Source organism: Streptomyces sp. NPDC058335 (assembly GCF_042723915.1).
Classification (GTDB): Bacteria; Actinomycetota; Actinomycetes; order Streptomycetales; family Streptomycetaceae; genus Streptomyces.
The window spans coordinates 130,568-143,941 of record NZ_JBHXHX010000010.1 but is presented as its reverse complement, the minus strand read 5'-3'; the positions used below and the strand labels follow the sequence as shown (position 1 = coordinate 143,941).

11 protein-coding genes are annotated in these 13,374 nt (G+C 69.7%); 9 read left to right on the top strand and 2 right to left on the bottom strand.

Translation table 11 applies throughout. The features are described 5' to 3' along the window. Nucleotides 1-39: 39 nt before the first annotated feature. Complete coding sequence (gene aceE / locus ACFWJX_RS21310; protein WP_383245370.1) at nucleotides 40-2,772, bottom strand: pyruvate dehydrogenase (acetyl-transferring), homodimeric type; 2,733 nt, start codon at nucleotides 2,770-2,772, stop codon at nucleotides 40-42. Nucleotides 2,773-3,175: 403 nt separating this feature from the next. Between aceE and ACFWJX_RS21305 the strand changes: the two genes are divergently transcribed. The 6 genes from ACFWJX_RS21305 to ACFWJX_RS21280 all read left to right on the top strand — a co-directional run bounded on the left by ACFWJX_RS21305 (nucleotide 3,176) and on the right by ACFWJX_RS21280 (nucleotide 7,830). Continuing rightward, nucleotides 3,176-3,613, top strand: a complete 438-nt coding sequence (locus tag ACFWJX_RS21305; RefSeq protein WP_167396176.1) for a DUF3052 domain-containing protein — start codon at nucleotides 3,176-3,178, stop codon at nucleotides 3,611-3,613. Between the two features lie 203 nt (nucleotides 3,614-3,816). Further along, entirely contained in the window at nucleotides 3,817-4,275 is a 459-nt protein-coding gene (locus ACFWJX_RS21300; RefSeq protein ID WP_073493220.1) for a peroxiredoxin, read from the top strand. Between the two features lie 191 nt (nucleotides 4,276-4,466). After that, on the top strand, nucleotides 4,467-5,042 hold the full coding sequence (locus ACFWJX_RS21295; protein ID WP_383245367.1) for a calcium homeostasis/redox stress adaptation protein: 576 nt from the start codon (nucleotides 4,467-4,469) through the stop codon (nucleotides 5,040-5,042). Between the two features lie 121 nt (nucleotides 5,043-5,163). Further along, on the top strand, nucleotides 5,164-5,739 hold the full coding sequence (locus ACFWJX_RS21290; protein WP_383245364.1) for a TerD family protein: 576 nt from the start codon (nucleotides 5,164-5,166) through the stop codon (nucleotides 5,737-5,739). A gap of 80 nt (nucleotides 5,740-5,819) precedes the next feature. Then, nucleotides 5,820-6,962: a DUF475 domain-containing protein gene (locus tag ACFWJX_RS21285; RefSeq protein ID WP_383245362.1), complete on the top strand. Its 1,143-nt coding sequence runs from the start codon at nucleotides 5,820-5,822 to the stop codon at nucleotides 6,960-6,962. A gap of 130 nt (nucleotides 6,963-7,092) precedes the next feature. Next, nucleotides 7,093-7,830, top strand: a complete 738-nt coding sequence (locus ACFWJX_RS21280; protein ID WP_383245359.1) for a Tellurium resistance — start codon at nucleotides 7,093-7,095, stop codon at nucleotides 7,828-7,830. Nucleotides 7,831-7,861: 31 nt separating this feature from the next. Here ACFWJX_RS21280 and ACFWJX_RS21275 read toward each other — a convergent pair whose 3' ends face one another. Beyond that, nucleotides 7,862-8,635 carry a TerD family protein gene (locus tag ACFWJX_RS21275; RefSeq protein WP_383245358.1) on the bottom strand — a complete coding sequence of 258 codons (774 nt, stop codon included), beginning with the start codon at nucleotides 8,633-8,635 and terminating at the stop codon, nucleotides 7,862-7,864. A 225-nt stretch (nucleotides 8,636-8,860) separates the two neighbouring features. Here ACFWJX_RS21275 and ACFWJX_RS21270 point away from each other — a divergent pair, with 225 nt between their 5' ends. The 3 genes from ACFWJX_RS21270 to ACFWJX_RS21260 are packed head-to-tail and all read left to right on the top strand — an operon-like array spanning nucleotide 8,861 to nucleotide 13,342. After that, entirely contained in the window at nucleotides 8,861-10,027 is a 1,167-nt protein-coding gene (locus ACFWJX_RS21270; protein ID WP_383245355.1) for an HpcH/HpaI aldolase/citrate lyase family protein, read from the top strand. A 55-nt stretch (nucleotides 10,028-10,082) separates the two neighbouring features. Beyond that, complete coding sequence (locus tag ACFWJX_RS21265; protein WP_383245352.1) at nucleotides 10,083-12,533, top strand: phosphoribosyltransferase; 2,451 nt, start codon at nucleotides 10,083-10,085, stop codon at nucleotides 12,531-12,533. Continuing rightward, nucleotides 12,533-13,342, top strand: a complete 810-nt coding sequence (locus ACFWJX_RS21260) for an HAD family hydrolase (protein WP_383245349.1) — start codon at nucleotides 12,533-12,535, stop codon at nucleotides 13,340-13,342. The genes ACFWJX_RS21265 and ACFWJX_RS21260 overlap by 1 nt, the downstream gene beginning before the upstream one ends. Nucleotides 13,343-13,374: the final 32 nt, after the last annotated feature.

Below are 13,374 nucleotides of genomic sequence, written 5' to 3'. Positions count from 1 at the left end.
GGCTCCGCCGCCCCTCGGCCGCCCCGTCGGGGGATGCCGCTACGCGTCGCCGCCCGCCGCCCCCGGGTCGGCCGAGGCCACGTCCAGCAACTGGTACCGGTCGATGGCCTGCTTCAGCGCCGACCGGTCGACCCTGCCCTGCTTGGCCAGCTCGGTCAGCACCGCCAGGACCACCGACTGGGCGTCGATGTGGAAGAAGCGGCGCGCGGCCCCACGGGTGTCCGCGAAGCCGAAGCCGTCCGCGCCCAGCGACTGGTACGGCCCGGGCACCCAGCGCGCGATCTGGTCCGGCACCGACCGCATCCAGTCGGAGACGGCCACGAACGGCCCCTGGGCCCCGCTGAGCTTGCGCGTCACGTACGGCACGCGCTGCTCCTCCTCCGGGTGCAGCAGGTTGTGCCGCTCGACCTCGACCGCCTCGCGCCGCAGCTCGTTCCAGGAGGTCGCCGACCAGACGTCCGCACGGACGTCCCACTCCTCGGCGAGGATCCGCTGGGCCTCCACGGCCCAGGGGACGGCCACGCCCGAGGCGAGGATCTGCGCCGGGATCGACCCCGAGGTGCCCTCGCTGAAGCGGTGGACGCCCTTGAGGATGCCCTCGACGTCCACGTTCTCCGGCTCGGCCGGGTGCTGGATCGGCTCGTTGTAGACGGTGAGGTAGTAGAAGACGTCCTCGCTGTCCGGGCCGTACATCCGGCGCAGACCGTCCTTGACGATGTGCGCGATCTCGAAGCCGAACGCCGGGTCGTACGCCACACAGCCAGGGTTCGTCGAGGCGAGCAGCTGGGAGTGCCCGTCGGCGTGCTGGAGGCCCTCGCCGGTCAGTGTCGTACGGCCGGCGGTCGCTCCCAGCACGAAACCGCGCGCCAGCTGGTCCGCCATCTGCCAGAACTGGTCGCCGGTGCGCTGGAAGCCGAACATCGAGTAGAAGACGTACACCGGGATGAGCGGCTCGCCGTGCGTGGCGTACGCCGAACCGGCCGCGATCAGCGAGGCCGTGCAGCCTGCCTCGGAGATGCCGTCGTGCAGCATCTGCCCGGTCGGGGACTCCTTGTACGCGAGCAGCAGCTCACGGTCGACCGACTCGTACTGCTGGCCCAGCGGGTTGTAGATCTTCGCGCTCGGGAAGAACGAGTCCATGCCGAACGTGCGGTACTCGTCCGGCGCGATCAGCACGAACCGCTTGCCGATCTCCTTGTCCCGCATGAGGTCCTTCAGGAGCCGCACAAAGGCCATGGTCGTGGCGATGGACTGCTGACCGGACCCCTTCTTCACACTCGCGTACGTCTTGTCGTCGGGCAGCGGCAGCGGCTGGGCGCGCACGACACGGGTCGGGACGTACCCGCCGAGCCCCTTGCGCCGGTCGTGCATGTACTGGATCTCCTCGGAGTCGCGCCCCGGGTGGTAGTACGGCGGCGCGCCGCTCTCCAGCTCCTTGTCGGAGATGGGGAGGTGGAGCCGGTCGCGGAAGCGCTTGAGGTCGTCGACCGTCAGCTTCTTCATCTGGTGCGTGGCGTTGCGGCCCTCGAAGTTGGGGCCCAGGGTCCAGCCCTTGACCGTCTTCGCCAGGATGACCGTCGGCTGGCCGGTGTGCTCCACGGCCGCCTTGAACGCCGCGTAGATCTTCCGGTGGTCGTGTCCGCCGCGGCCCAGGTGCAGGATCTGGTCGTCGGTCATGCCCTCGACCATGGCGCGCAGCCGCTGGTCGTCGCCGAAGAAGTGGTCGCGGATGTACGCGCCGGACTCGGTGGCGTAGGTCTGGAACTGCCCGTCCGGGGTCGTGTTCATCTTGTTGACGAGGGTGCCGTCGCGGTCCTGCGCGAGCAGCGGGTCCCAGGTGCGGTCCCAGATCAGCTTGATCACGTTCCAGCCGGCGCCCCGGAAGACCGACTCCAGCTCCTGGATCACCTTGCCGTTGCCGCGCACCGGGCCGTCCAGGCGCTGGAGGTTGCAGTTGACGACGAAGGTCAGGTTGTCCAGGCCCTCGCGCGCGGCGATGGTCAGCTGGCCGAGCGACTCCGGCTCGTCCATCTCGCCGTCGCCGAGGAAGGCCCACACGTGGGACTTCGACGTGTCGGCGATCCCGCGCGCGTGCATGTAGCGGTTCATCCGCGCCTGGTAGATCGCGCCGATGGGCCCGAGGCCCATGGACACGGTCGGGAACTCCCAGAAGTCCGGCATCAGCCGCGGGTGCGGGTACGAGGACAGGCCGTACGGTGCCTTCGACTTCTCCTGGCGGAACGCGTCGAGGTTCTGCTCGCTCAGCCGGTCGAGCATGAACGCGCGCGCGTAGATGCCGGGGGAGGCGTGGCCCTGGAAGAAGACCTGGTCGCCGCCGTCGCCCTCGTCCTTGCCGCGGAAGAAGTGGTTGAAGCCCACGTCGTACAGCGACGCCGAGGAGGCGAAGGTGGCGATGTGGCCGCCGACGCCGATCCCCGGCCGCTGCGCGCGCGAGACCATCACGGCCGCGTTCCAGCGGGTCGCGTTGAGGATCCTCCGCTCGATCTCCTCGTTGCCCGGGAAGAACGGCTCGGCTCGTGTGGGGATGGTGTTGACGTAGTCCGTGCTGCGCATCTCGGGCACGGCCACGCGCTTCTCGCGGGCCCGCTCGATCAGGCGCAGCATGAGATAGCGGGCCCGCTCCCGGCCGCGCTCGTCGACGGCGGCGTCGAGGGAGTCGAGCCACTCCTGGGTTTCCTCGGGATCGAAGTCAGGAACCTGACTCGGAAGGCCGCCAATGATGATCGGATTGCGATCGGATCCGGAAGCCACGCTGTTCCTTACCTGTCAGAGGGGCTGTGTGGGGCTGTGGGGCTGTGCGTGGGGCTGTCTGCGGGGCTGGACGTCCCGTACGTTCTCCAGTACCTGCACCGCCCCCATCGTGTACCTAGGGGCCGCAAACGTCATCTCTACCCCGAGGTAACCGGCACCCGTTCGAGTCTCGTACCCTTGGGTGGTTCTCAAATACGCAAACGGGGCAGATAGGTGTGGTGCACGTCACCTTCCGTCCGCCTCGCGTGCCGGGAGTTGCGTCGACACCGCCAGGATCGTCACCGTTTCGGCGGTCCGAACCGCCGGGTACTTGCGCGATCCGTCCGGCCCGTGTGGACTACGGCCAATGCTTCGCGCACGCGCGTGGCTGAGTTATTCCCGAAACATGATCAGGAGGCAACCCGTGAGCGCGACCGCGGACCACGCGGAGGAGCGGACGAGCCCTGCCGTCAGGCTGGGGTTCCAGCCCGAGCAGGTGGTCCAGGAGATCGGCTACGACGACGACGTCGATCAGGAGCTCCGCGAGTCCATCGAGGAAGTCATCGGCAGCGACCTGGTGGATGAGGACTACGACGACGTCGCAGACGCCGTGGTGCTCTGGTTCCGCGACGAGGACGGCGACCTGACGGATGCGCTGGTGGACGCCACCACGTACATCGAAGAAGGCGGTTCGATCCTCCTCCTGACGCCGAAGACCGGCCGGACGGGGTACGTGGAACCGAGTGACATCTCTGAAGCCGCGACGACGGCGGGTCTGTCGGCCAGCAAGAGCGTCAGCGTGGGCAAGGACTGGAGTGGCAGCCGGCTGGTGACGCCCAAGGCCGCCAAGTCCAAGAAGTGACCACGTCCAGGAAATGACCTCGTCGAGGTAGCGGAAAACCGCAACAAACCCCTCTCAAGCACCTGTGGACGGGCCGATCCCGCATCGGCCCGTCCACAGGTGCGTCGTGGCCGCTGCGTAGGGTGGTTCACGGCGTTCCGGGGGTGTTCTCACCCGAATGCCGTAACCGGTTCCGGCGAAGCCCCAGAAAGGGTTCCACGACGATGGCGATCCAGGTCGGCGACAAGGCCCCCGACTTCGAGCTCAAGGACAACCACGGCCGGTCCGTGAAGCTGTCCGACTTCCGCGGCAGCAAGAACGTCGTCCTGCTGTTCTACCCCTTCGCCTTCACCGGTGTGTGCACCGGCGAACTGTGCGAGGTGCGCGACAACCTGCCGAAGTTCTCCGACCGCGACACCCAGGTGCTCGCCGTATCCAACGACTCCATCCACACCCTGCGCGTCTTCGCCGAGCAGGAGGGCCTGGACTACCCGCTGCTGAGCGACTTCTGGCCGCACGGCGAGGTGTCCCGCGCCTACGAGGTCTTCGCCGAGGACAAGGGCTGCGCGGTGCGCGGCACCTTCGTCATCGACAAGGAGGGCGTCGTGCGCTGGACCGTCGTCAACGCGCTGCCGGACGCCCGCGACCTCGGTGCGTACGTCTCGGCACTCGACGCGCTCTGATCCCGGCCGTCACCGGCGTTCCCGGCCGGCTCCGCAGTCCGGTGCCATCTCGTGGCCGTCGCGGCCGACACCCCGTGATTCTTCGGCTCCAGGGCCTGCGGGGTGCGGGAACCCCTCACTAGGATCGAATCGTTGATCCGATATCCGACGCACTACGGGGCTCCCCGCCCCTGGACACCAATGGAGGACTCGTGGGAGTCAGCCTCAGCAAGGGCGGCAACGTTTCGCTGACCAAGGAGGCCCCGGGCCTGACCGCGGTCATCGTCGGTCTGGGGTGGGACGTCCGCACCACGACCGGTACCGACTTCGACCTGGACGCCAGCGCGCTGCTGCTGAACAGCTCGGGGAAGGTCGCCAGCGACGCCAACTTCGTCTTCTTCAACAACCTCAAGAGCGCCGACGGCTCCGTCGAGCACACCGGCGACAACATCACCGGTGAGGGCGAGGGCGACGACGAGCAGATCAAGGTCAACCTCGCCGCCGTGCCCACGGAGGTCGAGAAGATCGTCTTCCCGGTCTCGATCTACGACGCCGAGAACCGCCAGCAGTCCTTCGGCCAGGTGCGCAACGCGTTCATCCGCGTCGTGAACCAGGCCGGCGAGGCGGAGATCGCCCGGTACGACCTCAGTGAGGACGCCTCGACGGAGACCGCCATGGTCTTCGGCGAGCTGTACCGGCACGGCGCGGAGTGGAAGTTCCGCGCCATCGGCCAGGGGTACGCCTCGGGCCTGCGCGGCATCGCGCAGGACTTCGGCGTCAACGTCTGAGCCGATTCCTGAGAGACGCCGTCGTCCATGACGTGACGGCTTCGTCCGGCGCCGCACCGTTTACGGGCGGCGCCGGACGTGCAGACAACCGAAGAAGCACGACCTAGGGGAGGACCAGCACATGGGCGTCACGCTCGCCAAGGGAGGCAACGTCTCCCTGTCCAAGGTCGCGCCGAACCTCACTCAGGTGATGGTCGGCCTCGGCTGGGACGCGCGCTCCACCACCGGAGCCCCCTTCGACCTGGATGCCAGCGCGCTGCTGTGCACCGGCGGACGGGTCATGGGTGACGAGTGGTTCGTCTTCTACAACCAGCTCAGGAGTCCCGACGGCTCGGTGGAGCACACCGGCGACAACCTCACCGGTGAGGGCGACGGCGACGACGAGTCGCTCATCGTCGACCTCGCCACGGTGCCCGCCCAGTGCGACAAGATCGTCTTCCCCGTGTCCATCCACCTGGCCGACGAGCGCGGCCAGACGTTCGGCCAGGTCAGCAACGCGTTCATCCGGGTCGTGAACCAGGCCGACGGCCAGGAACTCGCCCGGTACGACCTCAGCGAGGACGCTTCGACCGAGACGGCCATGATCTTCGGCGAGCTCTACCGCTACCAGGGGGAATGGAAGTTCCGTGCGGTGGGCCAGGGGTACGCGTCGGGACTGCGGGGCATCGCTCTAGACTTCGGAGTCAACGTTTCGTAAAGCCGCGTACGGCGCGGGGGAAACCCTCCCCCAGGCTTCGCTTGGGGGGACCGGGACCCAGAGACAGGATTGGGTAGCCAGTGGTTCTGAAAACCTTCGGGTGGTCGTTCGCGGTCACCGCGCTCGGCCTCGTCGCAGCGGTGTTCTACGGGGGGTGGACCGCTTTCGGTGTCGTGGCGATCCTGTCCATCCTCGAGATCTCGCTCTCCTTCGACAACGCAGTAGTCAACGCCGGAATCCTGAAGAAGATGAATGCCTTCTGGCAGAAGATCTTCCTCACCATCGGCATCCTGATCGCCGTCTTCGGCATGCGGCTGGTCTTCCCGGTCGTGATCGTCGCGATCAGCGCGCAGCTCGGGCCGATCGAGGCCGTCGACCTCGCCCTGACCGACAAGGACCGCTACCAGGAACTGGTCACCGACGCGCACCCCGCGATCGCTGCCTTCGGTGGCATGTTCCTGTTGATGATCTTCCTCGACTTCATCTTCGAGGACCGGGACATCAAGTGGCTCGGCTGGCTGGAGCGCCCGCTGGCCAAGCTGGGCAAGGTCGACATGCTGTCGGTCTGCATCGCCCTGATCGTCCTGCTGGTCACCTCGATGACCTTCGCCACCCACGCCCACCTGCACGCCGGGCCCGCGGACAAGGCCGAGACCGTCCTGCTCTCCGGCATCGGCGGCCTGATCACGTACATGGTGGTCGGTGGCCTCTCCGGCTACTTCGAGGGCAAGCTCGAGGAAGAGGAGGAGCGCGAGCACGAGGCGGAGGAAGAGGCCGAGCGGACCGGCCGGAAGAAGCCCGCGATCGTCCTGGCCGGCCAGGCCGCCTTCTTCATGTTCCTCTACCTCGAGGTCCTGGACGCGTCGTTCTCCTTCGACGGTGTGATCGGCGCCTTCGCCATCACCAACGACATCGTGCTGATGGCGCTCGGCCTCGGTATCGGCGCCATGTACGTCCGGTCGCTCACGGTCTACCTGGTCCGCCAGGGCACCCTCGACGACTACGTCTACCTGGAGCACGGCGCGCACTACGCGATCGGCGCCCTCGCGGTGATCCTGCTCGTCACCATCCAGTACGAGATCCACGAGTTCATCACCGGCATGGTCGGTGTGGTCCTGATCGCCTGGTCCTTCTGGTCCTCCGTGCGCCGTAACCGGGCACTGGCGGCGGCAGAGGGGAACTCTGGCTCGGACGACAAGACTGAGGTCTCGTCCGGAGTGTGATCAGCTTCCCGGTGAGGAACGCTCTGAGCGGGGCGGCCGTCGAGGACGAGTCCTCGACGGCCGCCCCGCCGGTCGTTTCCGGGGGACTGTGCGGACAGGCGTTTTTCGGGCGTGGAACTTGGGGGCGGTAATGGGCTTCTTCGACGGACTCCGGCCCGGTCGGGCCGGAGACTTCGACTCGGGCAGTGCGGCGAGCAATGCGATAGAGCTGACCAAACGGCACAGCCAGGTCTCGCTCACCAAGCAGGACGCCGCCACCGGGCACCTGCGCATCAACCTGGCGTGGCGGATGCGCACCTCCGACTTCGGCGGCAACCCGCGGGAGAGCCTGCTGCGTCACCCCTTGAAGGCGCTGCGCCCGCCGGAGGTCATCGGACACAGCCAGAGCATGGTCAACGTCGACCTCGACCTGGGCTGCCTGTACGAGCTGGCGGACGGGACGAAGGGCGTCGTCCAGCCGCTGGGCGGCCTGCTCGGCGAGATCAACGCGGCGCCGTTCGTGAAGCTGAGCGGTGACGACCGGTTCGGTTCGGCGTCCGGCGAGACGATCTACGTCAACCTGGACCACCGGGACTCCATCAAGCGGCTGCTGGTCTTCGTCTACATCTACGACCAGACGCCGGCCTTCGACCGTACGCACGCGATCGTCACGCTCTACCCGAGCAACGGGCCGCGCATCGAGATAGGCCTCGATGAGCGGCACCCCCAGGCCCGCTCGTGCGCGGTGGTGATGATCGAGAACGTGAAGGGCGAGATGATGGTCAGGCGCGAGGTGCGGTTCGTGTACGGCTTCCAGGCCGAGCTGGACCGGTTGTACGGGTGGGGGTTGCAGTGGGGGCGCGGCTACAAGACCAAGGCCGAGCGCTAGCTTCCCGCCGCCCCGGTCGTCCGCACCGGACTCACCGGCCGATGAACTGCGGTCCCTGCGGCGGCATGCGGAACTCCGCGGCGGGGGCCGACCCGGCCGGCGCCGCCTCCGGATAGCCGTAGCCGTACGTCGGCAGGGACGCGGGGAAGCCGTAGGCCGCGGGCTGCTGGGGGACGCCCGTCGTGGGCTGCTCCGGCGGCAGCGGCTGGGAGAGGCTGGGGGTGGAGCCGGCGTCGATGTCGGCGTTGGCCGCGGCTCCCTCCGACTCGTCGACGGAGATGCCGAAGTCCGTGGCGAGGCCCTTGAGGCCGTTGGAGTAGCCCTCGCCGAGCGCGCGGAACTTCCAGCCCTCCCCGCGGCGGTACAGCTCGCCGCAGATCAGCGCCGTCTCCTCGCCGGTCTCCGGACGGATGTCGAAGGTGGCCAGCGGCTCACCCTCGGCGGCCGCCGCGTCGTACAGCAGGATGCTGAGGGCGCGTACGCGGTCGAAGGTGGCGCCGTCCGCCGAAGCGACCAGCAGAATCTGGCTGACGTCGGACTCGACACCGGCCAGATCTGTCTGGATCGTGTCGGTGAGGCCCTCGGCGCCACGCTTCTTGCCGAGTCGCCAGACCTTCCCGGAGGGGTGCCGGGGCTGGTTGTAGAAGACGAAGTCCTCGTCGGATCGCACACGACCCTCGGGGCCGAGGAGCAGCGCGGAGGCGTCGACGTCCGGGACCCCCTGCCCGGGTGTCCAGCGCAGCACGGCCCGCACCGTGGTGGCCTTCAGCGGGACGTTCGACCCCTTCAGCATCGCGTGCGTCATGCGCTCATCCTGCCCTCTCGGTTCTGCTCACGACAATGCGGGTAGACGGCAACCGGCACGCCCGTATCGGACGATGCCGGGTCCTGCCGGGTTGTGTCGTTCTGTGCTACCTGGAGTTACCTGAAATTCATGGCCGGTGGGAACCCAGGACATGGGTCTCTACGTACTATTACCGGCCACCTCTTGCCGAATCCACACGCTCGACTTGCACCACGGGGGAGATATATGCGTCATTTCGGGCACCTCGCCCCTGAGGTGCGGCAGCGCCTGTTCCACCGGGAGCCGTGTGCGTTCGACACGGACTCTCCGGCCCGGGTGCTGTCCGCCGCCCTCGGGGCCACGCTCTACAGTCCGGCCACCCGGCCCCGGCTGGCCGAGGACATCCTGAAGCAGGCCGGGCGTGGCGTGGTGTCCATGGTGCTGTGCCTGGAGGACTCCATCGGCGACGAGGACGTGGAGGCGGGCGAGGAGAACCTCGTCCGCCAGTTCACGGACCTGGCCGCCCGCCCCGGCCTGGATCCGCCGCTGCTGTTCATCCGTGTCCGCACCCCCGAGCAGATCCCGGACCTGGTCCGGCGCCTCGGCCCGGCCGTGCGGCTGCTCAGCGGGTTCGTGTTCCCCAAGTTCACCGAGGAGCGCGGCATCCCCTTCCTGGAGGCCCTGGCCGGCGCCGAGCTGGCCAGCGGCCGGCGGCTGTTCGGCATGCCCGTCCTGGAGACGCCCGAGCTGATGTACCGCGAGTCGCGGGTGGACGCCCTGGAGGGCATCGCCCGCGCCGTCGAGAAGTACCGCAGCCGCGTCCTCGCGCTGCGCCTCGGCGTCACCGACTTCTGCTCGTCGTACGGCCTGCGCCGGGCGCCCGACATGACCGCCTACGACGTCCAGATCGTCGCCTCCGTGATCGCCGACGTGGTGAACATGCTGGGGCGGGCCGACGGCACCGGGTTCACGGTGACCGGGCCCGTCTGGGAGTACTTCCGGGTCCCCGAGCGCATGTTCAAGCCGATGCTCCGGCACAGCCCCTTCCTGGAAGGACAGGCCGTCGAGCTGCGTGAGAAACTGATCGAACACGCGATGGACGGACTGCTGCGCGAGATCTCCCTCGACCACGCCAACGGCCTGCTGGGCAAGACCTGCATCCACCCCTCGCACGTACCGGCCGTGCACGCGCTGTCCGTGGTAAGCCACGAGGAGTACGGCGACGCGGCGGACATCCTGCGGCCGGAGCGCGGCGGCGGGGGCGTGCTGAGGTCGGCGTACACGAACAAGATGAACGAGGTGAAGCCGCACCGGGCCTGGGCCGAGCGGACCATGCTGCGCGCCGAGGTCTTCGGCGTCGCACACGAGGACGTCAGCTTCGTCGACCTGCTCGCCGCGGGCATCCCCGGCTGAACCTCCGCACCTCCACAGCACCACCAGCACCACCCTCCTCACGACATAGGGACGCATGAACAACGCAGTGAACAACGGGGTCTGGCCCGGGAGCTGGGTCGCCGAGCGGCTCGGGGTCCGGCTCGTGGGCGACGACAAGCTGACGGACCTGCTCGGGCTGGCCCTGCGCCGCAACCCCAAGCGGGCCCACCTGCTCGTCTCGAACGTGCTGGGCAAGCACGTGCCCCAGTCGCCGTCCGTGGTGTACGGCTACGGCTTCGCCCTGGGCCGCCGGGTGAGCGAGCTGCTCGGCGCGGAGGCCGCCGAGGCCGTCGTCCTCGGGTACGCGGAGACGGCCACCGGCCTCGGCCACTCCGTCGCCGACGGCATCGGCCCGGCGCCCTACCTGCACTCCACCCGGCGCCCCGTCCCCGGCGTCGTCCCGGCGGGCGGTTTCGAGGAGTCCCACTCGCACGCCACCTCCCACCTGCTGCTGCCGGAGGACCCGGCGCTGCTCGTCGGGGACGGCCCGCTGGTACTCGTCGACGACGAGTTCTCCACCGGCAACACCGTCCTGAACACCATCCGCGACCTGCACGAGCGCTACCCGCGCCGCCGGTACGTCGTCGTCGCCCTGGTCGACATGCGCTCCCCGGCCGACGCGGGCCGCCTGGAGGCCTTCGCCCGCGAGATCGACGCCCGCGTCGACCTCGTGACGGCGGCCTCCGGCACGGTCCGGCTCCCGGAGGGGGTGCTGGAGAAGGGCCAGGAGCTCGTCGTACGGCACGAGCCGGCCATGACGGACCCCACGGAGCCCGCCGCCACCGGCCACGTCACACGGGTCGACCTCCGCTGGCCCCGCGGCCTCCCCGACGGTGGCCGGCACGGCTTCACCCCGCAGCACCGCATCCGGCTGGAGAGTGCTCTGCCCGCGATGGCGGCGCGGCTCGCCGAGGCGCTGCCCGAGGGCGCACGCCGTGTGCACGTCCTCGGCTTCGAGGAACTGATGTACGCCCCGCTGCGGCTGGCCCGTGAGCTGGAGCAGGTCACGGCCGCCGAGGTGCGCTTCTCCACCACCACCAGGTCACCCGTCCTCGCGGTCGACGACCCGGGCTACGCGATACGCAGCCGGATCGTCTTCCCCGCCCACGACGATCCGGCCGACGGCCCCGGCGAGCGCTACGCCTACAACGTCGCGGGCGCCGGCTTCGACGCCGTGGTGGCCGTCGTCGACTCCACCGCCGACACCCCGGCGCTGCACGCCCCCGGCGGCCTCCTGGACCGGCTCGCCGCGCACACCTCGCACGTCGTCCTCGCGGTCGTGCCCTCGTACGTTCCCGAGCCGCTGTACGTACCCGAAAGGCCCGCCATGCTGCCCGACCCCCTCCGTGGTCCCGCCTTCTCCTCGTACGCGCCCGAGGAGGTCGGCTGGCTGCTCCAGGACCTCTCGGACGTGACGCTGGAGGCGCCGACCGAGGAGCGCGAGGAGGCCATCCAGAGCGGCGGCGCGCACTACGCGGAGTCGCTGCCGGTGGAGTACCAGCCCAGCGAGCACTACCAGGAGCTGTTCCACGCGGCCCTGGAGACGTCCGCCGCCCGGCTGGCGCAGGCGGTCGGCGCCGTGACGGAACTGGTGATCGCCGAGCGGTCCCCGCGGCCGGTGCTCGTCTCGCTGGCCCGTGCCGGCACCCCGGTCGGCGTGCTGATGCGCCGCTGGGCCCAGCACCGGCACGGCCTGGAGCTGCCGCACTACGCGGTGTCGATCGTCCGCGGCCGGGGCATCGACGCCAACGCGCTGCGCTGGCTGGCCGAGCACCACGACCCGGCGGACGTCGTCTTCGTCGACGGCTGGACCGGCAAGGGTGCCATCACCCGGGAACTGGCGGCGGCGGTCGAGGAGTTCGAGGCGGCGGGCGGCGCGACCGGCTTCGACCCGGAGATCGCGGTGCTGGCCGACCCGGGCTCCTGCGTGCGGACGTACGGCACGCGCGAGGACTTCCTGATCCCGTCCGCCTGCCTCAACTCGACGGTGTCCGGCCTGATATCGCGGACCGTGCTGCGCGCCGACCTGGTCGGCCCGGACGACTTCCACGGCGCCAAGTTCTACCGCGAGCTGGCCGGAGCGGACCTGTCGGGCGCCTTCCTGGACGCCGTCTCGGCCCGCTTCCCCGAGGTCGCGGACGCCGTGGACGCCACGGTGAAGGAGCTGCTGGCCGCCGACCGGGAGCCGACCTGGGAGGGCTGGGCCGCGGTCGAGCGCATCAGCGAGGAGTACGGAATCCACGACGTGAACCTGGTCAAGCCGGGCGTCGGCGAGACCACCCGGGTGCTGCTGCGCCGGGTGCCGTGGAAGATCCTGGCGCGGGCCGGGGCGGGCGCCGACCTGGACCACGTCCGGCTGCTCGCCGGGCAGCGCGGGGTGCCGGTGGAGGAGGTCGGTGACCTGCCGTACACCTGCGTGGGGCTGATCCACCCGCAGTACACGCGCGGAGCGACCGGCGCCGACGGCAGGGCGGTGGCGGTCTGATGCCGGTGCTGGTGGCGAGTGACCTCGACCGTACGCTCATCTACTCCGCGGCGGCCCTCGCGCTGACCATGCCGGACGCGCGGGCGCCCAGGCTGCTGTGCGTGGAGGTGCACGAGAGCCGTCCCCTGTCGTACCTGACGGAGACGGCGGCGCAGCTGCTGACCGAGCTGGGGGACGCGGCGGTGTTCGTGCCGACGACCACCCGGACCCGCAAGCAGTACCAGCGCATCAACCTGCCGGGGCCGCCGCCGAAGTACGCGATCTGCGCCAACGGCGGGCATCTGCTGGTCGACGGGGTGTCCGACCCGGACTGGCAGGCCGTGGTGAGCGCGCGGCTGGCCGACGAGTGCGCCCCGCTGGCGGAGGTGCAGGCGCACCTGGCGGCCTTCGCCGATCCGCTGTGGCTGCGCAAGGAGCGCATCGCCGAGGAGCTGTTCGCCTACCTGGTGGTGGAGCGCGAGCTGCTGCCCGAGGAGTGGGTGAAGGAGCTGGCGGTCTGGGCGGAGAACCGCGGCTGGACCGTGTCGCTCCAGGGCCGCAAGATCTACGCCGTGCCGAAGCCGCTGACCAAGAGCGCGGCCGTGCGCGAGGTGGCCCGGCGCACCGGCGCCGAGCTGACGCTGGCGGCCGGTGACTCCCTGCTCGACGCCGATCTGCTGCTGGTGTCGGACCGGGGCTGGCGCCCCGGCCACGGCGAGCTGCACGAAGCGGCCTGGACGGCACCGCAGGTCACGGCGCTGCCCGAGCGTGGGGTGCTGGCGGGGGAGCGGATCCTGCGGGAGTTCCTGAAGGGCGTCCGCGAGAGGTAGGGCCTGACCGGCCTGACCCGGGCGAGAGGCCG